This window comes from Aquisalimonas sp. 2447 (assembly GCF_012044895.1).
Lineage (GTDB): Bacteria > Pseudomonadota > Gammaproteobacteria > Nitrococcales > Aquisalimonadaceae > Aquisalimonas.
The window spans coordinates 345,349-369,969 of record NZ_CP050695.1 but is presented as its reverse complement, the minus strand read 5'-3'; the positions used below and the strand labels follow the sequence as shown (position 1 = coordinate 369,969).

Here is a 24,621-nt window from a genome sequence, read left to right as displayed (position 1 = left end):
AATCAGCGGTTCTTGCCGGGCACCCAGAGCACGTCGCCTTCCGCCGCCGCGTTCACTGAGCGGGCGGCCACGAACAGGTAGTCGGAGAGGCGATTCATGTACTGAAGCGCTGCCGGGTTCACCGTCTCCTCGTCGGCCAGGGCGGCAATATCCCGTTCCGCCCGCCGGGCCACCGTGCGCGCATGGTGCAGATGGGCGGCGCCCGGCGTCCCGCCGGGGAGCACGAAGGAGGTGAGCTTGGGCAGTTCGCCGTTCAGGGCATCGATCCGCTGCTCCAGCCAGTGGACCTGGGGCTCGGTGACCCGCAGCGGCGGGAACGCGGGCTCCTCCTGTTCCGGTGTGCACAGATCCGCGCCGACGTCGAACAGGTCATTCTGGACGCGGAACAGGTCCGCGGCGATGGCGGACGGCGCGTGTAACCTGGCTATACCCACCACCGCATTGGCCTCGTCCACGGTGCCGTAGGCAGTCACGCGGGCATCGTACTTGGGCACGCGGCTGCCATCACCGAGGCCGGTATTGCCGGCATCGCCGGTCCGCGTGTAGATGTTGGTCAGTTTTACCATGCTACTGCGCCTTGTGCTCGTCGCCGGGGCGTTGCCCCTCTTCGCCGATCCGCCGCAGCACGGCGCGCTTGTCGTCGACGCTCATGCGCGACCAGGTGGCGATCTCGTTGAGGGTACGACCGCAGCCCAGGCAGTGGCTGCGGTCGCCGTTCATCTGGCAGAGCCCGATACAAGGGGACTCCGGATAGGGTGCGCCGGGCATCCAGGCATCTCCGGTCGGGAAATCGGTTCAGTCGACGGCCCGGCAGGCCGCCGGGCCGAGCGCGTGCCCTGCAAGCAGGCTGCAGCGCACTGGCGGCGAGCCAACATTCTCGGCGTCCAGGCGACGACAAGCAAGCGCTGTAGGGTGTTCGTTAGTCACCGTCGTGCAGGGCAAGTTCGTGCCCCGCCTCGTCACCGGGCATGACGGGCATCAACGCCGCCAGGCGGCGTGGTTCGCCGTGGAGCTGCCAGTCGAAGACCGCGCGGAAGGCCAGCACGCTTTTCACGTAGTCCCGGGTTTCGCCGAAGGTGATGTTCTCGATCCAGACTGCGGCGGGCTGACCGGCGTGACGCTCGGCCCAGTCCTCGGCACGCGAGGGGCCGGCGTTGTACGCCGCAGCGGCAAGAATGACATTGCCTTCGAAACGCTCCAGCATCTGCGACAGGTACTTGCTCCCGAGCCGGGCGTTGATGGCTGGATCAAGGAGATCATTGGTACCCGGCGACGACAGGCCCAGATCGCTGGCCACCCGACGGCCGGTCTCGGGCATCACCTGGAGCAGGCCCAGGGCGCCCACGCGGGAGCGGGCGTCCGGCGAGAAGGCACTCTCCTTCCGGGCGACGGCGAATACCAGCGAGGGATCGACCCCCACATCCCGGGCGGCGGGCTCCAGCACGTCGCGGTAGGCCGCCGGGAAGCGCAGATCCATGGCGTTGTGGAGCCCGGCACGGTTGGCATTGTGAATGGCACGGTCGTACCAGCCCCAGTCGCGGGCGAGCATGGCAGCCTGCCCCCGGGTAGCATCATCAGTGCCGGCAAGCGCCGCCTCCCACTCCCGCCGGGCTTCGCTGAACATGCCCACCTGCAGGAGCTCCCGTGCCCGCTGCATGCCCGGCCGCCACGCCAGCTCGTTCTGCTTCTCCCGGTCCGCGGCGGGTTCGGTGGCATTCATGGCGTACGGCGCGCCGATGGCATCGGCGGCCAGGAAACCGTAGTAGTTCCGCCGCTGTGCCAGATCGGCGAACAGCGCCTCGGCGCGATCGCGGGCGCCGGTGTGCCAGAGGGCGTGAGCCCGCCAGTATTGCCATTCGCTGCTCTCACGAACGTCATCCGGCAGGGCCCAGACCGCGCTGACCACCCGCGGCCAGTTCTCCTGGCCCACGGCAATGCGTGCCGCCCAGACCCGAACGTCGTCGTTCACGGCGGCGTCCGGCAGCCCATCCAGCCGTTCCAGGGCATCGTCGGCTCGGGAATAGGCAGCCCGCAGGGCGATCTCACGCTGCAGGCCGATGTTGGTCTCGTGGGCGAGCACGCCCTCTTCCGTGTAGCGCGCAAGGACGTCGTCCGCGGCATCCCGGTCCTGGCGGGCCAACACGCGCAGGCCGAAACGCAACAGTTGCCGGCCCCGGCGCGAGTCCAGGTCGAAGCCGGGATCCTCCAGCGCCGCGGCAGGATTGCGGTTCAGGGTCAACCAGGCGTCCAGCCATTCCTGGTCGTCATCATCCAGGCGATGGCGCAGGGCTCTGGCGAGGCCGGCGTTGCCCGCCACCATGGCCCGGGTAATACGCTCCCAGCGCTGGTCATCGCTGAGGGCATCGCGATCGTAGAGTTCGCTGAACACCGGATCGCAGGCGGACGGCTGGGAGTGGCCGACCTGCCACAGGTCCCGGGCGTCCCGGAGCCAGGCGTCATCCACGCCCCCAAGGGATTTGCGGGCCTGGAGACCATAGCAGCGCAGAGTTGCACTGCCGCCACCACGGTGCAGTGCATGGAACCGCTGCCAGTCCTCCCGGGCACCCAGTTCGTGCAGCCACTGGCCGCGGAAGCTCCGGGCCATGGGCATATGGCCGTACGCATCCAAGAAATCGTCCACCTCGGCCGGATCCAGACTGGAGGTGTCCCTGAGCAGGTAGGCGTATTCCAGGTAGGGCAGCAGCGGGTACCCCTGTAGCCGCTGGCGGACGTTGTCCATGTCCACGGTGCCGCCGTCCCTGATGGTCTCACGGGTTTCCTGGAACAGACTCCGCTGACGCTCCAGGCGATCTTCTGCCGCGGCCGTCTGGAAAAACGCCAACAGGAGCACCAGGGCGAACGCGACGGGCCGGGGCATGAGCCTCTCCGAGATGGGTCAAGTATTACTTGAGGATGCCCACAAAAGCATCTGAATAAAAGGGGGTGATTCACATTTTCTCATTCCGGATCACACCCTCGATGAGACGCCGATGGTGCGCATCACGACGGGCATCGGGATCCTCGATCGCCGGCTCTCCGGCGATCCGTCGCAGATAATCGTCCGGGAATCGGTGCAGTCGCGCCCCGGCCAGGACGATGTCCCTGTACCACCGGAACGGACTGGCGGCAGGATCGATGGTCCCGGGCAGCGCCACGTAGCAGAACACCGTCAGTGAATCGTCGCCGGCGAGAACCCGCCGTTCCTCGATCTCGTAACCGGAGCCCAGATCCTCGGCGCGATCCAGCGCTGGCTGCTCCGCAGCGGGGAGATCATAGACGACCCCCCAGACATGTCCGGCATTGGCGGGAACAATGTTGCACTTGGCAGTACCATCGCCGCGGCTGACGTGGTGGAAGCGCATGGCATGCCCCGACAGACGGGCAACCCCCACCGGTACCGCCGATGGGGTTCGCTCCAGCAGCCGCGCCGGGAGCATGTTGGAACCGTAGGCGAAGTACCGTCGCCAGCGGGCCATTACACTTCCAGCCACTCCTTGCGGATGTCCGGCGCATCCTGGAGCTGCTTCGGCGTGCCGTCAAAGACGATATGCCCGTCCCCCATCACGTAGACCCGGTGAGAGATGTTCATGGCAATGCTCAGCTTTTGTTCCACCAGCAGCACGGCAATGCCGTCCCTGGCGATCTCCTGCAGCAGCTCGGCGAGCTCCGCCACCACCTTGGGCGCCAGACCCTCCGTAGGCTCATCGACCATGATGCACTTGGGGTTACCCATGAGCGTGCGCGCCATGGTCAGCATCTGCTGCTCACCGCCGGACAGCGCCTCCCCCGGTGTGTCACGCCGCTCCCTGAGCCGCGGAAAGCGCTGAAACACCTCCTCGTAACCCCAAGCCCCCTTGCGGGAGCCGCGACGCCGCTTGACGCCCAGTTCCAGGTTCTCCGCCACGGTCAGCCCGGGGAAGATGGCGCGGTCCTCGGGCACGTAGCCAATGCCCATGTGGCAGATCCGGTGGGCGTGATAACCGGTGATACGCTGCCCGTCGAAGCGGACATCACCCACCGGGGGAACGAGGCCCATCACCGACTTGCACAGGGTCGATCGCCCGACCCCGTTGCGCCCCACCAGACTGACAATCTCGCCGGCCTGCACTTCCATGTTCACGCCGCGCAGCACATGGGACTTGCCGTAGTAGGCATGCAGATCCTGAGTGGCCAGCATCAGTGCACCTCCGTGCCGAGATAGGCTTCCTGGACGGCCTTGTTGGCCCGCACGGCTTCCGGGCTGTCACTGGCGATGATCTCGCCATAGACCAGCACCGAGATCCTGTCGGCCAGGTTGAACACCACGCCCAGATCGTGCTCCACCAGTACAAGGGTGCAGTCCGTGGTGATCTCGCGGATGAGCTCCACCATATCGTCTGCCTCGGTCCGGCTCATGCCGGCGGTGGGCTCGTCCAGGAGCAGCACCTTGGCGCCGGAGGCGATGGTCGCACCGATCTCCAGCGCCCGCTGCTCGGCATAGGTCAGCAGCGACGCCGGCACATCCCGTTTGGCGGTGAGATGAAGCCGTTCCATCAACTCCTCGGCCCGGGCGGTAACTTCCTGCTGGGAGCTCACCAGCTTCCAGAAAGCGTATTTGTGCCCCTTTGACCACAACAGGGCACAGCGCAGGTTCTGCATCACCGTCATGTTCTGGAACAGGTTGGTGACCTGGAAGCTACGGCTCAGACCCATACGGTTGACGCGGTGCGGCGGCAGTCCGTGGATGCCGCGGCCGAAGAGCCGGATGGCGCCGCTACTGGGCTCCAGGCGGCCACTGATCAGATTGAACAGCGTCGACTTGCCGGCGCCGTTGGGGCCGATAATCACGTGGCGTTCCTGCGGTTTGATGGTCAGATCCACGCCGCGGATGATCTCCGCGCGGCCGAAGTTCTTGGTGACCCCTTCGAGGGTCAGCGCTCCCTGCTCGCTCATGCTTGACCCTCCTTCCTGCCCGCGGCCTGCTTCAGCATCGGCCGGGCGTGGACGACGAATACGGCGATCGCCGCAGCCATGAGACCCACCGCCAGGACCCACGGCAGGGTATTGGTGGCGTTAAAGGTCACGAAGAACAGCGTCATCGGCTCCTGCGGATTCCAGTGGCGGAAGATGTGGTAGGCCATCTCGATCACGGCAATCAGCCCCACCAGCGCCACCAGCAGGGTCGCGGCAGCATATCCGCGGGCGAGCAGGGAGCCGCCCCAGTCGCCACTGCGCAAGGCAGCAAACCACTGGAAGCCCAACCCGGCCAGTCCTTGCGGGGCGAACATGACCACCCCTACGAAAAGCAGACCGAAGTACAGCAGCCATGCATCGGTGACCGAGGACAACTCACTCTCCAGGAACACCACGAGAATGGCGCCGATCACCGGCCCGATGAACACGCCGATGCCGCCAATGTAGGCACTGAGAAGAACGATGCCCGACTGAATCATGCCCACGGTTTCATCCGTAATGATCTCGTCGGCGATGATGAACAGGCCGCCCGCGAGGCCGGCGAAGGTTGCCGACAGGACGAACTGGACGAATCGCACCATCACGGGGTTGTAGCCCACGAACTGCGCCCGCTCGGGGTTGTCCCGCACGGCATTCGCCATCCAGCCCAGGGGCGTTTTGCGCAGCATGAAGATCAGCACCGCTGCGATCAGGGCCCAGGCAACTACAAGATAGTAGACGGCGATTCCTGGGCCATAATCAATGCCGAACAGCGAGGTTGGCGCCTCCCGGTTACCGAACAGCCCCGCTTCACCGCCGAAGAAGCCGGTGAACATCAGCGAGCTGGCACTGACCATTTCGCCGATGCCCAGGGAGATCATGGCGAAGACCACCCCGGCGCGACGGGTGGATACCGAACCGAAGATCAACCCGAACAGCAGGCCGCCGGCCGCCCCCACCAGGGGCACCAGCTCCAGCGGCATGCCGAAGCCGGTGGCTTCGATGTAGCGCAGCATGTGCATGGCCATGTAGCCGCCGAGGCCGAAGTAGACCGCGTGGCCGAACGACAGCAGCCCCGTATTGCCCAGCAGCATGTTGTAGGACAGGGCGAAGATGATCATCACGCCCATGTGCGACATCATCGTCAGGGCATGGCTGGAGGTGAATATCAGCGGCAGCACCAGGGCCACCACCACCGCGGCCAGCCAGGGCCAGGTGTGCTGGACCAGGGTGCCGGCCGACGGCCGCGCGGTGCTGGCGGTTTTCGTCTGCGTTGCACTCATGATTCACGTTTCCCCATCAGGCCGCGCGGGCGGAAGATCAGCATCAGCACCAGGAGCAGGTACGGCAGGATGGGTGCAATGCGCGTGGAATCCATGTACCAGAGGGTGGCGAAGATGCTGTCCGTTGGCACGGCATAGCCGAACAGGATGCCGACATTGGCCAGCGACCAGTCCACGGACAGGGCAAAGGTCTGCAGCACACCGATGAGGATCGAGGCGATCAGCGCCCCCTGGATGGAGCCCAGGCCACCGACCACCACGACCACGAACACGATGGGTCCCATCATGAAGGCCATCCCCGGTTCCGTGACTAGCTGTATGCCGCCGACAACGCCACCCAGCGCAGCAAGCCCGGTGCCGAAGGCGAACACCCACATGAACACCTGCGGGACGTTGTGGCCCAGGGCAGAGACCATGTCTGGCCGTGACAGGGATGCCTGGATGATCAGCCCCGCCCGGGTGCGCTTGAGCAGCAAGTACAGGCCGATGAACATGGCAATGGCCACCACCAGCACGAACACGCGGAACGCGGGGTAGTTGGTGCCGAACAGAGAGAACAGCGGGAAGTCCAGCGCTGACGGGACGCGATAGTTCATGGGCACGTTGCCCCAGAACAGTCGCACCAGTTCCTCGATGACGTAGGCGAGACCAAAGGTGAACAGTAGTTCGGGAACGTGGCCGTGCTGATGGACCTGCCGTAGCCCATAGCGCTCCACCACGGCTCCGAGAAGACCGACGATCACCGGCGCGAGAAACAGCGCCACCCAGAAGCCGGTATACAGCCCCATGGTGTAGGCGAAGTAGGCCCCCAGCATGTAGAAGCTGGCGTGAGCGAAGTTGAGCACGCCCATCATGCCGAAGATGAGGGTCAGCCCACTGGAGAGCATGAACAGCAGCATGCCGTAGAGCAGGCCGTTCAGCAGGGAAAACGTTATGGTTTCAAGCATGCGGGTCCCACCACGGATCGATGCCGGCACGAAGCCCCCTGGCACCGGCCGCTGGGGGCCGGCGCAGGGGATCAGTGTTGTCGTTCAGGTTAAGGGTTACGGCCGCTGCATTTCGCAGCTGGTCGGCAGGGTGGCCTCTTCGGCAGAGATCTTGGACAGGGTACGGAACCCCACGCCCGTATCCTCTACGTCATATTCCACGTCGCCGTCCATGATGGAAATATAAAGCGGCTGGATCAGCTGGTGATCGTCGGCGCGCATGGTTACGGTGCCGGTATGGGACTCGAACTCCATGCCCGACAAGGCATTGGCTACGGCTTCGGCCTCGGTGGTGCCCGCCTCTTCGATGGCTGCCTTGAGCATGTACATCTGGTTGTAGACGCGGTGGTAGTACCAGTCGATATCGGGGTAGCGCTCCTTGAAGTCTTCCACCCACGTCCGGTAGTCATCGTGGCCTTCGTCCACATTGACGTTGGCATGCCACTCGGTGATCTGCGAGACCTTGTCGATGCCTGCATTGCCAACTGCCGCCGGCACGCCAAGCCCGCCGCCGTAGTAGGTGAAGAAGTTGACGTCCAGACCTGCATCCTGAGCGGCGCGGACCAGCAGCGACAGGTCGTTGCCCCAGTTGCCGGTGATCACGGAATCAGCACCGGACTGGCGAATGCGTGACACGTAGGGGGCGAAATCGCGCACCTGACCGATCGGGTGCAACTGGGTGCCGACGATCTCCACGTCGGGCATTTTCTCCCGGATCATTTCCTGACCGGTCTCCTCGATCACGTGGCCGTGAGAGTAATCCTGGTTAAGGAAGTAGACCTTCTCAATATCGTCACGCTCCTGCATGTAGTTGGTGAGCGCCTCGATCTTGATGCGGCTCTCGGCATCGAAACGGAAGTGCCAGAAGCTGCAGCGCTCGTTGGTCAGCGCCGGGTCCACCGCCGCATAATTGAGGTACAGCAGGCGGTTGTCGGGGTTACGGCGATTGTTCCGGTTCACCGCCTCGATGATGGCGCCGGCCACGTTGGAACCATTGCCCTGGGTGACGAAGGGAATCCCCTGGTCAGCCGAACGCTGGACGAGCTGCGCGGATTCCGAGGGGCTCTGGCTGTTATCCATGGGCACGATCTCGACATCACGGCCCATGATGCCGCCTTCGGCGTTGAGGCGGTCGGCTGCAAAGCGGAAGTGCTTGAGACCGGCGTCGCCGACGTTGGCAAACGGTCCGGATAGCGGCTCGATGTAGGCGATGCGGATGGGGTCGTTGGCCTGGGCCGTGGTGAGACTCGTGAGCGCCAGTGCACCTGCGGCAGCAATACCGGCAAGCACACCGCTCCAGCGGTGTTTGGTCTGCATAGGTTGTCCTCCAAGCGACGACAGCAACGTCGTCATATCATTGTGGCCCGGCACTGCCCGGGCCTCCTTTTTTGCACACGCCGGTTGGAACCGGCTTACCAACCTTTGTATGCGGTTGCCGGGAAAAACGCAAGTGTCGGAACGGGATTCCGCTAAGCGGAACCAGTCAGTCCAACGACCGTCGCGCGGACTCACGGGTCCAGGTGCTGGTCCGGCCAAAGGCGGGCAATCCGACGTAGCCACGCAGATCCAGTGTCTCCCCGTCATCGGCAAGGTCCATACGAGCGCGGTAGGTGTTGCCGCTCTCGGGATCGTAGATACGGCCACCGCTCCAACGCCCCTCGCGGCCCGAATCCGGCTCCATGCCCCAGACCATCTCCAGCCCGACGATCTCGCGATCCCGCAGTTCGGGATCGTCGTTATTGGCATCCCGCAGGGGTTCACCGTCGTCGTCCAGCGGGTCCTCCAGCCACACGATCTCGCCGCAAATCACGTCGGAACCCGACTCACACGGTGCCAGCTCGATCTGGGCGGTCTCCTCCTCCGAAAGCCAGTAGCCCTGCACATCCGCCAGCGCCATGGATGGTGAGACAAACCCCAGCGTCAGGAGCAACGGGATGGTGGTGTGATAGCGCATAAGGGTTCCTCCCTCAGTGTCCTTCGGGCGCCCTGCACGGGGCACCGGCATCGGCGCGGTTACGCCGCCTTTCGATAACGAAGCAGGAACCGCTCGAGCTTGTCCAGAGCCTTTTCCAGATCTTCGAGATGCGGCAGGAACACCATCCGCAGGTGGTCCGGCGACGGCCAGTTGAAAGCCGTGCCCTCCACCAGCAGAAGGTGCTCCTGGCGCAGCAGATCCAGCACCAGCTGGCGGTCGTCACGCACGGGGTACACCGTGGGATCCAGCCGCGGGAACAGGTACAGCGCGCCCATGGGCTGCTCACAACTCACGCCCGGGATCGCGTTGACGCGCTCCCAGGCCAACTGGCGCTGCTCGTGCAGCCGCCCGCCGGGAGTCACCAGATCGTTGATACTCTGGTAGCCGCCCAGCGCCGTCTGGATGGCGAACTGGGAGGGCACATTGGCGCACAGGCGCATGGACGCAAGGATGTTCAGCCCTTCCACATAGTCCGCGGCCTGCTCCTTGCCGCCGGAGAGAAACATCCAGCCGGACCGGAAGCCTGCGGCGCGGTAGCTCTTGGACAGGCCGCTGAAGGTAATGCAGAAGGTCTCCCCTGCCAGGGACGCCAGCGGGATATGCCGCGCACCGTCGTAGAGGATCTTGTCGTAGATTTCGTCGGCGAACAGCACCAGGTCGTGGCGCCGGGCCAGGTCCACCACCTGGCGCAGCGTCTCCTCGCTGTAGACGGCGCCAGTGGGATTGTTGGGATTGATGATCACGATGCCGCGGGTGCGTTCAGTGATCTTCGCCTCCATGTCCGCCAGGTCCGGTTGCCAGCCACTGGCCTCGTCACAAAGGTAATGCACGGGACGGCCGCCGGAGAGGCTGACGGCAGCGGTCCACAGCGGGTAGTCGGGTGCCGGAATCAGCAGTTCGTCACCGTTGTTGAGCAGGCCCTGCATGGCCATGACGATGAGCTCGCTGACGCCGTTGCCCAGGAAGATGTCCTCCAGGGCGACATCGGTAATGCCGCGCTGCTGGCAGTGCTGCATGACCGCCTTGCGGGCGGAGAAAATGCCCTTGGCGTCGGAATATCCCTGCGCCGCAGGCAGGTTGCGGATGACGTCCTGCAGGATCTCGTCCGGGGCGTCCAGGCCGAACGGCGCCGGGTTGCCTATGTTGAGCTTGAGGATGCGGTGACCCTCGTCCTCCAGGCGTTTGGCTTCTTCCAGAACGGGGCCGCGGATGTCATAGCAGACATCCGCCAGTTTGTGGGACTTGCGAATCAGTGACGACACGGCCGGCTCCGGCGTTGGATTCCGTGGAAAAATGCTGCTGCCGGAGTATAACGGGCAGGAGCACGACGAGGAACCTGGCCTCCTGTCCGGGAAGTACCCCCGGGTAACAGGGATTTACCTTGCGACTGCGCCGGGTTACTGTTCTACCATACGCCATAGTATGGTGAATACGGCGAGCACCACAAAACACGAGGAGACACCCGAACCATGACCGACTACACCGCCCCCACGCGCGACATGCGCTTCGTGATGCAGGAACTGCTGGACTTCGACGCCATCAATGGGCTGCCGGGGTTCGAGGAGGCGACCCCGGAGCTGGTCGATGCGGTACTGGAGGAGGCGGCCAAGTTCGCCGGCGGCGTGCTGGCGCCGCTGAACCAGTCCGGCGACCAGACCGGCGTGCGCTGGGACGACGGCGCCATCACCATGCCCGAGGGCTTCGTCGACGCCTACCAGCAGTTCGTCGAGGGCGGCTGGAACGGCGTGCAGTGTGACGAGCACTTCGGCGGCCAGGGGCTGCCGGAGCTGGTCGCCACCGCCACCCAGGAGATGTGGCAGGCGGCGAACATGAGCTTCGCCCTGGGGCCGCTGCTCACCGCCGGCGCCATCGAGGCGATGCACGCCCACGGCACCGAGCAGCAACAGGCGACGTATCTCCACAAGCTCGTCTCCGGTGAGTGGTCCGGGACCATGAACCTCACCGAGCCCCAGGCGGGCTCGGATCTCGCCGCGGTGCGCACCCGCGCGACACCCGAGGGCGACCACTATCTCGTCCAGGGGCAGAAGATCTACATCACCTGGGGCGAGCACGACTGCGCGGAGAACATCGTCCACCTGGTGCTCGCGCGCACGCCGGATGCCCCGGCGGGGGTGAAGGGGATTTCGCTGTTCATCGTGCCGAAGTTCCTGCCCGATGCCGACGGCAACCCGGGCGAGCGCAACGACGTGCGCTGCGTGAACACCGAGCACAAGATCGGCATCCACGCGAGCCCCACCTGCACCATGTCCTACGGCGACCAAGGGGGCGCCATCGGCTACCTGGTGGGCGAGGAAGGCAAGGGCCTGATGTACATGTTCACCATGATGAACGAGGCCCGCCACAAGGTCGGCGTGCAGGGACTTGCCATCGCTGATCGCGCCTACCAGCAGGCGCGCTGGTATGCCTCCGAGCGCATCCAGGGCACCCCCGCCGGCGGCGATCCGGCGCAGAAAGTAAACATTCTCCACCATCCCGACATCAAGCGCATGATGCTGACTATGCGTTCGCAGGTCGAAGCCATGCGAGCGCTGGCATACTCGGCGTCGTGGTCCATGGACATCAGCCGTCGGCACCCGGACGCCAAGGAGCGCGAACAGCACCAGGCGCGGGTGGATCTGCTCATCCCCATCGTCAAGGGGTGGTGCACGGAGGTGGGCCAGGAGCTGGCGAGCCTCGGGGTGCAGGTCCACGGCGGCATGGGCTACGTCGAGGAGACGGGTGCGGGGCAGCACTACCGGGATGCGCGGATTACCACCATCTACGAGGGCACCACGGGCATCCAGGCCAACGACCTGATCGGGCGCAAGACCTACAAGGACGGCGGCAAGGCCATGCACGCCATGCTCGCCGAGATGGAGGGCCTGGCCGCGGAGCTCGAGGGCAGCGGTGATGCGGGCGTGCGCGCCATCCACGAACCGCTCACCGCGGGTATCAACGCCCTGCGGGAGGCCGCCGAGTACGTGGTGCGCACCCACGGCGAGAACCCGGCGGCAACCTCGGCTGGCGCAGTGCCGTACCTGATGCTGGCCGGCTACGTCTGCGGCGGTGCGCTGCTGGCCCGCTCCGCGCTCATCGCCCGTGCCGCGCTGGATGGCGGTACAGCGGAGACGGGCTTCTACGAGACCAAGATCGTCACCGCCCGGTTCTATGCCCAGCACATCCTGCCCCGCGCCGCCGCCCTGCTGCCGGCGGTGCTCGCCGGGGATGATGCCGTGGGCGCGATGGACGTGGCGCAGTTCTGAAGCGGGGTGCATGTCGGGGATAAAGCCCCTCCCACAGGGTGCCTGGTGATGGGAGAGGCTTCATCCCGATAACCGGTCCGGTTGGCTGTGGGAGCGACGTGAGTTGCGATAGGCTGTAGGGCGGACCTTCAGGTCCGCCATTGCGGCCTGTGATCACAACCCCCGAGGGCTTTAAATCGGGGGAAGGCGGACGTAAACGTCCGCCCTACGTGGGCTACGGCGGCCGTCCATCCACAAAAAAGCCCGGCGGGCGATGCCCGCCGGGCTTTTTGTGGATGGACACGGCGTTCCTCAGAAATCGCTGCCCCAGGCCTTCTTGTACCACTTGCGGAACTGTTCCAGCGTGAAGTGGTGGTTCTGGGTTCCGGCCCGGGCGACCTTGAGGCTGCCCATGAGCGAGGCAATCTGGCCGGTGGTGCGCCAGTCCAGATCGTTGAGCAGCCCGTACAGCAGGCCGGCGCGATAGGCGTCACCACAACCGGTGGGATCAAGCACATCCTCCGGGGTCACCGCGTCCACGTGGATGGTCTCGCCGTTGGCGTAGATGTCCGAGCCCTCGGCGCCGCGGGTGACGATCAGGGCGTCCAGCTTCTTGGCCAGATCATCCATGCTCAGGCCGGTGCGGTCCTGCACCATGCGGGACTCGTAATCGTTCACGGCCATGTAGGTGGCCTTCTCGACGAAGTCCAGCAGCTCCTCGCCGTTGAACATGGGCAGCCCCTGGCCCGGATCGAAGATGAACGGGATGCCGGCATCGGCGAACTGCTGGGCGTGCTGCACCATGCCATCGCGGCCGTTGGGGGCGACGATACCGATCTTGGCACCTTCGTTGGTGGGCACTTTCACCTCGTGGGCCAGGTTCATGGCACCGGGGTGGAAGGCGGTGATCTGGTTATCGTCAAGATCGGTGGTGATATAGGCCTGGGCGCAGTAATGGTCGTCAAAACGCTTGACGTAATCCATGGGCACGCCCCAGTCCTTCATCCACTGGGCGTAGGTGCCGAAATCCTTGCCCACGGTGGACAGCGGCAGACCGCGCTGGCCCAGCAGCATCAGGTTGTAGGCGATGTTGCCGGCGCAGCCGCCGTATTCCCGACGCAGCTGATCCACCAGGAAGGCGACATTGAGAATGTGGACCTGCTCGGGCAGCACGTGGTTCTTGAAGCGGTCGCGGAACACCATGATGGTGTCGTAGGCGACGGAGCCGCTGATCAATGCGGTCATGTGGATTGTCTCCCTATTGCTCTAGTAGAAATCGATTCGGGCCGCCGCCGAAGCAAAAACGCATCGCCGACGGCCGGGACGGCCGCCGCACTGGTTCCTGTGGTCAGCGGCAGTCGACGCGCGTCAGCCGGCGTCGCCCTGCCACTTGAGGTCCAGCTCCTTGGCGGCCTTGACCTCGTCGAGACGCCGTACGGGCATGTTGTACGGGGCACCCTTGACGAAATCCTTGTCCTGTCGGGCCTCCTCGCGAATGGCCACCATGGCGTCGACGAAGCCGTCGAGATCCGCACGGGTTTCCGTCTCCGTGGGCTCGATGAGGAAGCACTCCGGCACCAGCAGCGGGAAGTAGGCTGTCGGCGCGTGGTAACCCATGTCCAGCAGGCGCTTGGCGAAATCGCCGGCGCTGACGCCCAGTTCCTTGGCCTCGTTCCTCAGGCTGACAATGAACTCGTGACTGGCACGGCGCTCCGGCAGCCATACCTGGAAGCCTTCGGCACGCAGGCGGCTCATCATGTAGTTGGCATTGAGGGTGGCGAACTCGGCGACGCGGGTCATGCCCTCACGGCCAAGCATGCGGGCATACACATAGGCCCGTAGCAGCACCCCGGCGTTGCCCATGAAGGCGGACAGGCGGCCGATGGTCTGCGGGATCTCTTCCTCGGTGCGCCAGTAGTAGCGATCGCCGTCACGGCCCACCTGCGGGATCGGGATATGCGGCAGCAGACGCTTGCCGACCCCCACCGCACCGGCTCCCGGACCGCCACCACCATGCGGCGTGGAGAAGGTCTTGTGCAGGTTGATGTGGATGACGTCGAAGCCCATGTCGCCGGGCCGCGCCTTGCCGAGGATGGCGTTGAGGTTGGCGCCATCGTAGTAGAGCAGCCCGCCGGCGTCGTGCACCAGCTGCGCGATCTCCTGGATGCGCCGCTCGAACACGCCCACGGTGGACGGGTTGGTCAGCATGATGCCCGCCGTCTGTGGCCCGACGGCCTCCTTCAGCGCCTCCATGTCCACGTCCCCGTCACGCGCCGTGGGGATCTCGCGCACCTTGTAGCCGCACATCACGGCGGTGGCCGGGTTGGTGCCGTGGGCGGCATCGGGCACCAGGATCTCGGTGCGCCCGTCATCGCCACGGGCGTCGTGGTAGGCCCGGATCATGGCAACGCCGGTAAACTCGCCCTGGGCACCGGCCATCGGCGCCAGCGACACCTCCTGCATGCCGGTTACCTCGGCCAGCATGTCCTGCAGCTCCCACAGGCAGCCCATGAAGCCCTGGCCGGTGCTGTCCGGCGCATGGGGATGGCGGTCCAGGAAGCCGGGCAGCATGGCCAGGCTGTTACAGGCCCGCGGGTTGTACTTCATGGTGCACGAACCCAGCGGATAGAAGTTGGTGTCGATGGAGAAGTTTTTCTGCGACAGCCGGGTATAGTGGCGCACCACCTGCAGCTCGGAGACTTCCGGCATCACCGCGCGCCGCTGGCGACGGAACTCTGCCGGAATGTCCGCGAGGTCGGCGTGGGCAGCCGGCGCCTGGGCGCGGGCGTAGCGCCCCGTCTTGCCCAGGTCAAAAATGATTGATTCCTGCGTCACGGCAAACCTCCGTTGATCAGGCGGCGCGGGCCAGCGCGTGGCCCAGCGCCTCCACGTAGCGATCCATGTCCGCGTCGGTCACGGTCTCGGTGGCACACACCAGCAGGGCATTGGCCAGGCGCTTGTCGTGGCGCCCCAGCGGGTAGCCGGCGAGGACGCCCTGGTTGGCCAGCTGCTGGAACACCGGCTCCGCGGGACGATCCAGCTCGATGACGCGCTCATGGAAATAGGGCCCGTCGAAGCGCAGGCTGACACCCTTGATATCGCTCAGGCGCTCGGTGAGGGTGCGCGTGTTGGCGTGGCATTGTGCCGCCACCCGTTCCAGCCCCTCGGCGCCGAGCAGGGACAGGTACATGGTCGCCGCGGTGACCATCAGCCCCTGGTTGGTGCAGATGTTGGACGTGGCCTTGGAGCGGCGGATGTGCTGCTCCCGCGCCTGCAGGGTCAGGGTGTAGCCGGTACGCCCTTCCATGTCCACAGTGCGGCCGACGATGCGCCCGGGCATCTGGCGGACGTAGGCCTTGCGACAGCACATGAAACCGAAGTAGGGACCGCCGGAGGACAGTGGTATGCCCAGGGGCTGGCCTTCGCCGCAGGCGATATCAGCGCCGCTCTCGCCCCACTCACCGGGGGGCGTGATCACCGCCATGGCGGTGGGATTGACCACGGCAATGACCAGTGCGCCGTTGCGCTGGGCCCAGTCCGTCAGCGCCGCGGCATCCTCCAGACGGCCGAACCAGTTGGGCTGCGGGATCACCAGGGCGGCAATATCCTCGCCATCCCACTGCTTCAGCGTGGCCGGATCCACCACGCCGGTGGCCGGGTCGCTGGCCACGATCTCCATGGCGATGCCCTGGTTGCCGACGATGGTCTGCGTGGTATCGCGATACAGCGGATTGACGGTATCCGGCACAAGAATGCGGCCGGATTTCGACTTCCGGTTGCCGCGCACGGCCATGAGTACGGCTTCGGCCAGGGCCGAGCCGCCGTCATAGAGCGAGGCGTTGGAGGCATCCATGCCCATCAGCCCCGCCATCATGCTCTGATACTCGTAAATCAGCTGCAGCGTGCCCTGGCTGGCTTCTGCCTGGTAGGGCGTGTAGGCGCTGTAGTACTCGCCGCGGGTGGTGACTTCCCACACGGCGGCGGGCACATGGTGCCGGTAGGCCCCGGCACCCAGGAAACACGGACCCAGCATGTCACCGGCGGCGCGCTCGTTCATCAGGCGGGTAATCTCCATCTCGGAGACACCCGCGGGAACGCGCGGAAGGTCCGGGTCACGCAGGTCTGCGGGGATTTCGTCGAACAGCGCGTTGACGCTGTCGACACCGATCTCCGCCAGCATCTGGCGGATTTCTTCATCAGTGTGCGGAATGAACGGCATGGCGTACTCCGACCTCTGTTGCGAAAACGGACCTCAGTCCTCGTCCTCCTCGGCAAGGAGGTGCTCGTAGGCGTCGGCGTCCATGAGCTCTTCCAGGACATCGGGGTCGTCGATGCGGATGCGCATGATCCAGCCTTCACCGTACGGATCGCTGTTCACGAGTTCCGGGGAGTCCTGCAACTCGCTGTTGGCGTCGATGATGGTGCCAGCCACGGGCGCATAGATGTCCGAGGCGGCCTTGACGGACTCGACCACGGCACAGGCCTCACCGGCCTCCACGGCGCGGTCGATCTCGGGCGTCTCGACGAACACCAGGTCCCCCAGAGAGTCCTGGGCGTGATCACTGATGCCGACGGTGACGGTGCCGTCATCCTCGGCACGGACCCATTCGTGGCTGGAGGCGTACTTCAGATCACCGGGTACGTTGCTCATTGGTCTGCGTCCCTTAAGTTTCGGACCCCTCGTTGCGGGGTCGTTCAATCAATGAAAGGCTTGCCGTTGCGGACGAAGGGGGGCTTCACCACCCGCACAGGGAGCGCGCGCCCGCGCATGTCCACCGCCCAGGGGCCTTCGTCCCCCACGGGCACACGTGCCAGGGCAATGGACTGCCCCAACACCGGCGAATAGCCGCCGGAGGTAACTTCACCCGCCGCACCGGATTCGGACTGCAGCGCCTGACCGTGCCGAAGGACACCGCGGCCTTCCAGCACCATCCCCACCAGGCGTCGCTGCACACCGTCGGCACGCTGCTTCTCCAGCGCCTTGCGACCGATGAATTCCCGGTCTTCGGGATCCCAGGCCACCGTCCAGCCCAGCGCGGACTCCAACGGGGTGGTGGTCGCGTCCATATCCTGACCGTACAGGCACAGGCCGGCCTCCAGCCGCAGGCTGTCGCGAGACCCCAGCCCGCAGGGCACCGCATCGGCGGCGACCAGGTGATCCCAGAGGTCCGCCGCGGACCGGTCGGGAAGCATGACCTCGAACCCGTCCTCGCCGGTGTAGCCGGTCCGGGCAATCAGCCAGTCCCCGGTTTCCACGGCGCGAAACGGTTTCAGCGCCCCCAGCCGGCTCTCCAGGCGGGCATCCACGGCCTGCCCCAGACAGCGCTCCGCCTGCGGCCCCTGGACGGCGATCATTGCCATCTCCTTGCGCTCCCGCACCCGCACGTCGAAGCCGTCGGCGTGCTGCTGCAGCCAGTCAAGATCGGCTTCGCGGCACGCGGCATTGACTACGATGCGGTAACGGCCCTCGGAGAGATAGTAGACAATCAGATCGTCGAGAATGCCGCCCTGCTCGTTGAGCATGCAGGTGTAGAAGGCCTGACCCGGCGTCGCCAGACGCGACGCGTCGTTGGCCAGCACGCGACGCAGATAGGCCAATGCCCCTGACCCGGAGACATCGACAACACCCATGTGCGAGACGTCGAACAGCCCCGCCGAGGAACGCACCTGCTCGTGCTCCTTGATCTGCGAACCGTAGTTCACCGGCATTTCCCAGCCGGCGAAATCCACGAGCTTGGCGCCGGCCGCCTGATGCCGGTCGTACAGTGGTGTCCGCTGCAGCATGGTGCCGCAAACCTCCCGTTTGGTGACAAACCGGCCTGCAGCACGCGGCGCCACTGCAGCAACAGACGCGCCATGGTGTGCCGGCCGGAGAGCTGCCGCAACAACTCAAGTTGAAGCGCAGTCATGGAACCAAGGCGGGAGACAATAACACATCTCCACCGCCATTCCTCCGGAACCGGTACTTTATGGAATTTCTGTCACTTCAGTATGAATTATGCTCAAGAGAGACGCCACAGCGAGGGGCGCTCCGGCGATCGGGATTCAGCAGTTCCCTGGCGTCCTCAGCGCGAGCCGGCACCGGCCTGCAACGGCCCCCGCCCGCGCGGAAGTCCTGACCGCCGGACCAGCAGGACAACGGGCAGCAGGCCGGCGATCACCAGGGTCACCGCCGGCAGGGCGGCCCGTTGCCACTCACCCTCTGCGGTCAGCTCGAAAATGCGGACTGCCAGCGTATCCCAGCCAAAGGGACGCAGCAGCAGTGTCGCCGGCATCTCCTTCATGACATCCACGCCCACCAGCAGGACGCCGGCCAGCAGGCCCGGCCGGAGCATGGGCACATACACCCGGGCGATCACCCGCCACGGCCCGGCACCAAGGCTTCGCGCGGCGTCGGCCATGCTCGGGCGCACCTGTTCCAGGGCGGTGTCCACCGCACCGAACGCCACCGCCATGAAACGGATAACATAGGCGCACAACAGCGCGATGAGACTGCCGCCCAGCACCTGCCCGGATCCCAGGTCGAACATGCCGATCAGTGTGTTATCCACCCAGGCGAAGACCATCATGATGCTCACGGCGAGCACGGAACCGGGGATGGCATAGCCCAGCGTGGACATGGCCACGGCATGGCGGGTCATCCAGTCACTCTGGACACGTCGGGCATAGGCCAGCAGCAGTGCCAGGGCCACGGTGATGAAGGCTGCCATGGCACCCAGGCTGACAGTCCGCCAGACCAGGTCCAGGTAGCGGCGGTCGACGCCGGAAGCCACCTCGCCGGCGGCCCAGATCAGCAGCTGGACCATGGGGATGGCAAACGCCAGGGACAGCACGGTCAACGCATAGGCCGTCGCCCCCCACCCCCGCCAGCCCTGCAGGCGGACCCGCTGCACATCGCGCCCTTCCCCGCGCTGGTAGAACCTTGCGCGACCCCGGGTGGCGCGCTCGGCGAACAGCGCCAGGGCGATGAACAGCAACAGCAGTGACGCCAACTGCGCTGCGGCCTCCAGGCTGAAGAAGCCGAACCAGGCGCTGTAGATGGCGGTGGTAAAGGTTTCGTAGTTGAACACCGACACGGCACCGAAGTCCGCCAGCGCCTCCATCAGCGCCAGCGCCGTGCCGATGGCAATGGCCGGCCGCGCCATGGGCAACGCTACCCGAAAGAACGCCTGCCAGGGCCCCATGCCGGCGATACGCGCCGCTTCCATCTGCTGCTGCCCCTGCCGCAGAAAGGCCGTTCGCGCCAGCATGTACACGTAGGGGTAGAGCACCAGGGACATCACCAGCAGCACGCCGCCGGTGGACCGGATCGGCGGCAGCCCGGCACCGTGACCCAGCAGGTCGCGCATGGCGCCCTGCACAGGGCCGCTATAGTCGAACAGACCGATGAACACGAAGGCGAGCACGTACGCGGGCACCGCCAGGGGCAGCATCAGCGCCCACTCCAGCCAGCGCCGTCCCGGGAACTCGCAGACGGCGGTCAGCCAGGCCAGGGAGACGCCCAGCAGCAGTACGGAGACGCCGACGCCGACGATGAGGACAATGGTGTTGCGGATCAGCGTGGGGAGTTTGGTCTCGGCCAGGTGCGGCCAGACGGTGGTGTCCGGCTCCAGCCAGGCGAACACCGTCACAAGGATGGGCGCGACGATGACCAGCGCCACAAGACACGCAAACCAGCGCCAGCCGCGCACACGCGGCCAGCGCCAGGACAGGGCACCGCCGGTGCCGGCTGCCACATGGGAGCCGGTGGCAGCCACGCCTAACGGTACCCGGCGCGGTCCATGAGCATCACCGCCGGCACCTGCAGGCGCCCCGCCTCGGAAACGTTGATGGTATCCGGCTGGAACTCGCCCCAGGCGGCCACCAGATCATCCAGCGGCACATCCTCGCTGGCGGGGTACTCCAGGTTCAGGGCGCCGAACATCTCCTGTGCCTCCTCGCCCGAGAGCCACTCCAGCAGCTTGCGGGCACCCTCCGGATTGCCGGCATGCCGGGTGATACCGGCGCCGGAGACATTCACGTGCACACCGTGTTCGTCCTGGTTGGCCCAGTGCAGAGCCAGCGGGATGTCCGGGTCATCCTTCTGCAGGCGACCGAAATAGTAGGTATTGACGATACCCACGTCGCACTGGCCGGCTTCGATGGCCTGCATCACCGAGGTGTCGTTGGAGAACGGCGAGGCCGCCAGATTGTCCACCCAGCCTTCCACGATCTCCTGGGTCTTCTCCTCGCCGTGGCGGGCGATCATCATGGCCACCAGGGACTGGTTGTAGACCTTGCGGGAGGTACGCAGGCACAGGCGCCCCTCCCATTCCGGCCCGGCCAGCGCCTCATAGGTGCTGAGCTGGTCCGGATCGACTCGTTCGGTGCTGTAGATGATGGTGCGCGCGCGCACGGACAGACCGAACCACTGGCCGTCGGGGTCGCGGAGGTAGTCGGGGATATTGCCGCGCAGGGTCTCGGAGTCAACACTGTCAAGCACACCCTCCTCCGCGGCCTGCCAGAGATTGCCGGCATCCACGGTCATGAGCATGTCGGCAGGCGTGTTGCGCCCCTCTGCCTTGAGGCGGGCCAGCAGCGGGCCGGCGTTGTCGGTGACGTAGCGCACGCGGATGCCGGTTTCTTCGGTGAAACGGTCGAACAGCGGCTTGATCAGGTGCTCCTGGCGCGCGGAGTAGACCGTGACCTGGTCGTCATCGGCCACCAGCGGCGGCGCCAGAGCCAGTGCGAGCAGGGCGGTCACGAACGACAGTGCAGGACGCATGGGCAGATCTCCCCGATGGGCTATTGATGCTAATGATAATGATTCCCATTCATAACTGCAAAGAAAACCACTCCCGCTGTTGTGCTCACCCCGCGTGGCTGCTATTCGTTCACAGGTGTCGCACCGCCGGCCACCCGCCTCAGTTTCCACCGGGGGCGTGGGCCGCCGCGACAATCACGCAGGGCGCCCACAGGTGCCCCCGACCCATCCGCCGCGCCAGCGCCTCCTGGTGCAGCGCCTATCCGAGGGTTAATCGCCCATGATCGTCACCCCTGGTCCCCAGCCCGGAAAATTACGCCAGGCCGTCCGCGAGACCTATCACGCCGACGAGACCCGCATGATCAACCAGCTCGCCAGGGAGGCGGCCAGCGATGCCACGCACCGGGACAACGTCGCCCGGGAGGCGACCCGGCTGGTCCAGCATGTGCGCGACAACCGCGTTTCCCAGGGCGGCGTGGACGCGCTACTGCATGAGTACGACCTCTCCAGCAAGGAGGGCGTCGTCCTCATGTGCCTGGCGGAAGCGCTCATGCGCGTGCCCGACTCCACCACCGCCGACCGCCTGATCCAGGACAAGATCAGCACCGGTGACTGGGAATCCCACCTCGGACACAGCGAGTCCATCTTCGTCAACGCCTCCACCTGGGGGTTAATGCTCACCGGCCGCGTGGTGCGGTTCGACGAACGCTCCACAGGGGATCTCGCCTACACCGTGCGGCGCATGGTCCAGCGCAGTGGCGAGCCGGTGATCCGCCAGGCGATCCGCCAGGCCATGCGCATCATGGGCAAGCAGTTCGTCATCGGCCGCACCATCGACGAGGCCATCAAGCGCGCCCGGGAAGACGAGAAGCAGGGCTACCGCCACTCCTACGATATGCTGGGCGAGGCCGCCCGCACCATGGAGGATGCTGACCGGTACTACGCCGCCTACCAGAACGCCATCAAGGCCATCGCCAAGGCCGGCAAGGGCCGCGGCGTGCTGGACGGCCCCGGCATCTCGGTGAAGCTCTCGGCACTGCACCCCCGCTACGAGTTCGGTCACTTCAACCGCAGCCGCGACATCCTCGTGCAGCGCCTGGGCCACCTCTCAGAGATGGCCCGGGACGCGGATATCGGCCTGTGCGTTGATGCCGAGGAGGCGGACCGCCTGGACATCTCCATGGATGTCATCGAGGCGGTGGCCGGTGACGGCAGTCTGGCCGGCTGGCACGGTTTCGGTCTGGCGGTGCAGGCCTACCAGAAGCGCGCCGCACCACTGATCGACTGGCTGGCGGACCTGGCCGACCGCCATGACAGGCGGCTGATGGTACGGCTGGTCAAGGGCGCCTACTGGGACAGTGAGGTCAAGCGCGCCCAGGAGAGTGGCTATCCGGAGTACCCGGTGTTCACCCGCAAGGCCAGCACGGACGTCTCCTACCTGGCCTGCGCCCGGCGCATGCTCCGGGCAGGCCCCGAGCGCATCTACCCACAGTTCGCCACCCACAACGCCCACACCCTCGCCTGGGTGATGGAAGAGGCCGGCGACGCCCCCTATGAGTTCCAGCGCCTGCACGGCATGGGCGAAGCCCTGTACGAGCCGGTGGTAGGACGGCGCGGCGGTCATCGACCGGTGCGCATTTACGCGCCGGTGGGCAGCCACGAGGAACTGCTTCCTTACCTGGTGCGTCGACTGCTGGAGAACGGGGCCAACAGCTCCTTCGTCAACCGCATCCAGGACGAGAAGCTGCCCATCGACGAGATGATCGCCGACCCCGTGGACGCCGTACAGGGACTGCAGAACAAACCCCACCCGCGCATCCCACTGCCGGCACATATATACGGCGAACAGCGGCGCAACTCCAAAGGGGTCAATCTGGCCGACCACCTTGTGGTGGAGCCCATGGGCGAGGCCATGTCCAGGGCCGCGGACAAGCGCTGGAAGGCCGAGCCGCTGATCGGTGGCAAGGCCAGGCACGGTACGGCGGAGCCGGTCTGCAACCCGGCCTGGAACAGCCAGGAGGTGGGTCAGGTCACCTGGGCCACGCCGGCGCAGGCGGACGAAGCCGTGGCCATGGCCGCCCGGGCCGCACCGCAGTGGGCGGCCACCCCGGCGGATCAACGGGCCAAATGCCTGGAGCGCATGGCCGACCTCATGGAAGAGCACCTGGCCGAACTCATGGCTCTGTGCGTGCGTGAGGCCGGCAAGGGCATCCCCGACGCGGTGGCGGAAGTCCGCGAGGCGGTGGACTTCTGCCGCTACTACGCCCAGCGCTGCCGCCTGGATTTCGGCGCACCCATGCCGCTGCCCGGCCCCACCGGCGAGAAGAACGAGATCGCCCTGCACGGCCGCGGCGTGTTCGTGTGCATCAGCCCCTGGAACTTCCCGCTGGCCATTTTCACAGGCCAGGTGACGGCCGCACTGGCCGCCGGCAACACCGTGGTGGCCAAGCCGGCGGAGCAGACCAGTCTGATCGGCGCCCGGGCCGCCGCCCTGCTGCACGAAGCGGGCATTCCGCCGGAGGTGCTGCACCTGCTCCCCGGCGCCGGGGAGATCGGCGGCCGGCTGGTGGCGGACGAGCGCATCAGTGGCGTCGCCTTCACCGGCTCCGTGGCCACGGCACGGCGTATCAACCAGACGCTGAGCCAGCGTCAGGGGCCGATCATTCCCCTGATCGCCGAGACCGGCGGCCAGAACGCCATGATCGCCGACTCCACCGCACTGCCGGAGCAACTGGTGCGGGACGTACTGATCTCCTCCTTCCAGAGCGCCGGGCAACGCTGCTCGGCGCTGCGGGTTCTCTACGTGCAGGAGGACGTTGCCGATCACGTGCTGACCATGCTCAACGGCGCGATGCAGGAGCTCACCGTGGGCGACCCGGCGTGGCTGGCCACCGACGTGGGCCCGGTGATCGATACCGAGGCGCGGGACAACCTGATGGCGCACGTGGAGGCCATGCGGCGCAGCGGTCGGGTCATCGGCGAAACGCCGCTACCAAAGGAAACCCGGGAAGGCACCTTCGTACCCCCCATTGCCTTCGAGATCAGCGGCATCGACGCTCTGGACGATGAGCACTTCGGCCCGATCCTCCACGTGGTTCGCTACCGGGCGCAGGACCTGGACCGGGTGATCGACGCCATCAACGCCACGGGCTACGGACTGACCCTGGGCGTGCACAGCCGTATCGACGCCGTAGCAGCGCGCGTGGCCCAGCGGGCACGCGTGGGCAACCTGTACGTGAACCGCAACCAGATCGGCGCGGTGGTGGGGGTGCAGCCCTTCGGCGGCGAGGGGCTCTCGGGGACAGGCCCCAAGGCCGGCGGCCCGCGCTACCTGCACCGCTTCGCCACCGAGCGCACGGTCACCGTAGATACAACGGCGGCCGGCGGCAACGCCTCGCTGTTTGCCATGGGGGACGAGGAGGACCTGCCACGCTAATCACCACGGCACTGCTTCGCCCCG

Annotated in this window: 20 protein-coding genes; 2 read left to right on the top strand and 18 right to left on the bottom strand. The window is 66.0% G+C overall.

Features of this window, described 5'->3' with window-relative positions; all coding sequences use genetic code 11:
* Positions 1-2: 2 nt before the first annotated feature.
* The 11 genes from KU884_RS01610 to KU884_RS01560 form a co-directional block, all read right to left on the bottom strand.
* On the bottom strand, positions 3-566 hold the full coding sequence (locus tag KU884_RS01610; RefSeq protein ID WP_167780983.1) for a cob(I)yrinic acid a,c-diamide adenosyltransferase: 564 nt from the start codon (positions 564-566) through the stop codon (positions 3-5).
* Position 567: 1 nt separating this feature from the next.
* A complete protein-coding gene (locus KU884_RS01605; protein WP_167780982.1) occupies positions 568-768 on the bottom strand; it encodes a DUF1289 domain-containing protein in 201 nt (66 codons plus the stop codon).
* Between the two features lie 151 nt (positions 769-919).
* Complete coding sequence (locus KU884_RS01600) at positions 920-2,878, bottom strand: transglycosylase SLT domain-containing protein (RefSeq protein ID WP_167780981.1); 1,959 nt, start codon at positions 2,876-2,878, stop codon at positions 920-922.
* Between the two features lie 70 nt (positions 2,879-2,948).
* Positions 2,949-3,476, bottom strand: a complete 528-nt coding sequence (locus tag KU884_RS01595; RefSeq protein ID WP_167780980.1) for a gamma-glutamylcyclotransferase family protein — start codon at positions 3,474-3,476, stop codon at positions 2,949-2,951.
* Entirely contained in the window at positions 3,476-4,177 is a 702-nt protein-coding gene (locus KU884_RS01590) for an ABC transporter ATP-binding protein (RefSeq protein WP_167780979.1), read from the bottom strand. The genes KU884_RS01595 and KU884_RS01590 overlap by 1 nt, the downstream gene beginning before the upstream one ends.
* A complete protein-coding gene (locus KU884_RS01585; RefSeq protein WP_167780978.1) occupies positions 4,177-4,932 on the bottom strand; it encodes an ABC transporter ATP-binding protein in 756 nt (251 codons plus the stop codon). Before KU884_RS01585 ends, KU884_RS01590 begins: the two co-directional genes overlap by 1 nt.
* The gene (locus KU884_RS01580; RefSeq protein ID WP_167780977.1) at positions 4,929-6,215 is read right to left on the bottom strand and encodes a branched-chain amino acid ABC transporter permease; all 1,287 of its coding nucleotides are present in this window, start codon (positions 6,213-6,215) and stop codon (positions 4,929-4,931) included. Before KU884_RS01580 ends, KU884_RS01585 begins: the two co-directional genes overlap by 4 nt.
* Positions 6,212-7,162 carry a branched-chain amino acid ABC transporter permease gene (locus KU884_RS01575; protein WP_167780976.1) on the bottom strand — a complete coding sequence of 317 codons (951 nt, stop codon included), beginning with the start codon at positions 7,160-7,162 and terminating at the stop codon, positions 6,212-6,214. The genes KU884_RS01580 and KU884_RS01575 overlap by 4 nt, the downstream gene beginning before the upstream one ends.
* A gap of 96 nt (positions 7,163-7,258) precedes the next feature.
* The gene (locus KU884_RS01570; protein WP_167780975.1) at positions 7,259-8,518 is read right to left on the bottom strand and encodes a branched-chain amino acid ABC transporter substrate-binding protein; all 1,260 of its coding nucleotides are present in this window, start codon (positions 8,516-8,518) and stop codon (positions 7,259-7,261) included.
* Between the two features lie 166 nt (positions 8,519-8,684).
* Positions 8,685-9,155: a DUF2147 domain-containing protein gene (locus tag KU884_RS01565; protein WP_167780974.1), complete on the bottom strand. Its 471-nt coding sequence runs from the start codon at positions 9,153-9,155 to the stop codon at positions 8,685-8,687.
* Positions 9,156-9,214: 59 nt separating this feature from the next.
* Positions 9,215-10,438 carry a pyridoxal phosphate-dependent aminotransferase gene (locus tag KU884_RS01560; protein ID WP_371807946.1) on the bottom strand — a complete coding sequence of 408 codons (1,224 nt, stop codon included), beginning with the start codon at positions 10,436-10,438 and terminating at the stop codon, positions 9,215-9,217.
* Between the two features lie 207 nt (positions 10,439-10,645).
* On the opposite strand from KU884_RS01560, the gene KU884_RS01555 reads away from it, so the two are divergent.
* Positions 10,646-12,439: an acyl-CoA dehydrogenase gene (locus tag KU884_RS01555; RefSeq protein ID WP_167780973.1), complete on the top strand. Its 1,794-nt coding sequence runs from the start codon at positions 10,646-10,648 to the stop codon at positions 12,437-12,439.
* A 291-nt stretch (positions 12,440-12,730) separates the two neighbouring features.
* Here the strand turns inward: KU884_RS01555 and KU884_RS01550 are convergent, their stop codons facing one another.
* The 7 genes from KU884_RS01550 to KU884_RS01520 form a co-directional block, all read right to left on the bottom strand.
* On the bottom strand, positions 12,731-13,663 hold the full coding sequence (locus KU884_RS01550; protein ID WP_167780972.1) for a carbohydrate kinase family protein: 933 nt from the start codon (positions 13,661-13,663) through the stop codon (positions 12,731-12,733).
* Between the two features lie 123 nt (positions 13,664-13,786).
* On the bottom strand, positions 13,787-15,253 hold the full coding sequence (gcvPB, locus tag KU884_RS01545; protein WP_167780971.1) for an aminomethyl-transferring glycine dehydrogenase subunit GcvPB: 1,467 nt from the start codon (positions 15,251-15,253) through the stop codon (positions 13,787-13,789).
* 16 nt (positions 15,254-15,269) lie between these two features.
* Positions 15,270-16,637, bottom strand: coding sequence for an aminomethyl-transferring glycine dehydrogenase subunit GcvPA (gene gcvPA / locus KU884_RS01540; RefSeq protein WP_167780970.1), 1,368 nt, complete (start codon positions 16,635-16,637; stop codon positions 15,270-15,272).
* Positions 16,638-16,670: 33 nt separating this feature from the next.
* On the bottom strand, positions 16,671-17,069 hold the full coding sequence (gene gcvH / locus KU884_RS01535) for a glycine cleavage system protein GcvH (protein ID WP_167780969.1): 399 nt from the start codon (positions 17,067-17,069) through the stop codon (positions 16,671-16,673).
* A 44-nt stretch (positions 17,070-17,113) separates the two neighbouring features.
* Positions 17,114-18,202: a glycine cleavage system aminomethyltransferase GcvT gene (gcvT, locus tag KU884_RS01530; RefSeq protein ID WP_167780968.1), complete on the bottom strand. Its 1,089-nt coding sequence runs from the start codon at positions 18,200-18,202 to the stop codon at positions 17,114-17,116.
* Between the two features lie 281 nt (positions 18,203-18,483).
* Positions 18,484-20,175 carry an iron ABC transporter permease gene (locus tag KU884_RS01525; protein WP_167780967.1) on the bottom strand — a complete coding sequence of 564 codons (1,692 nt, stop codon included), beginning with the start codon at positions 20,173-20,175 and terminating at the stop codon, positions 18,484-18,486.
* Positions 20,176-20,177: 2 nt separating this feature from the next.
* On the bottom strand, positions 20,178-21,188 hold the full coding sequence (locus tag KU884_RS01520; protein WP_371807953.1) for a Fe(3+) ABC transporter substrate-binding protein: 1,011 nt from the start codon (positions 21,186-21,188) through the stop codon (positions 20,178-20,180).
* Between the two features lie 253 nt (positions 21,189-21,441).
* Here KU884_RS01520 and putA point away from each other — a divergent pair, with 253 nt between their 5' ends.
* Positions 21,442-24,597, top strand: coding sequence for a bifunctional proline dehydrogenase/L-glutamate gamma-semialdehyde dehydrogenase PutA (gene putA / locus KU884_RS01515; RefSeq protein ID WP_167780965.1), 3,156 nt, complete (start codon positions 21,442-21,444; stop codon positions 24,595-24,597).
* The last annotated feature ends 24 nt before the right edge of the window (positions 24,598-24,621 follow it).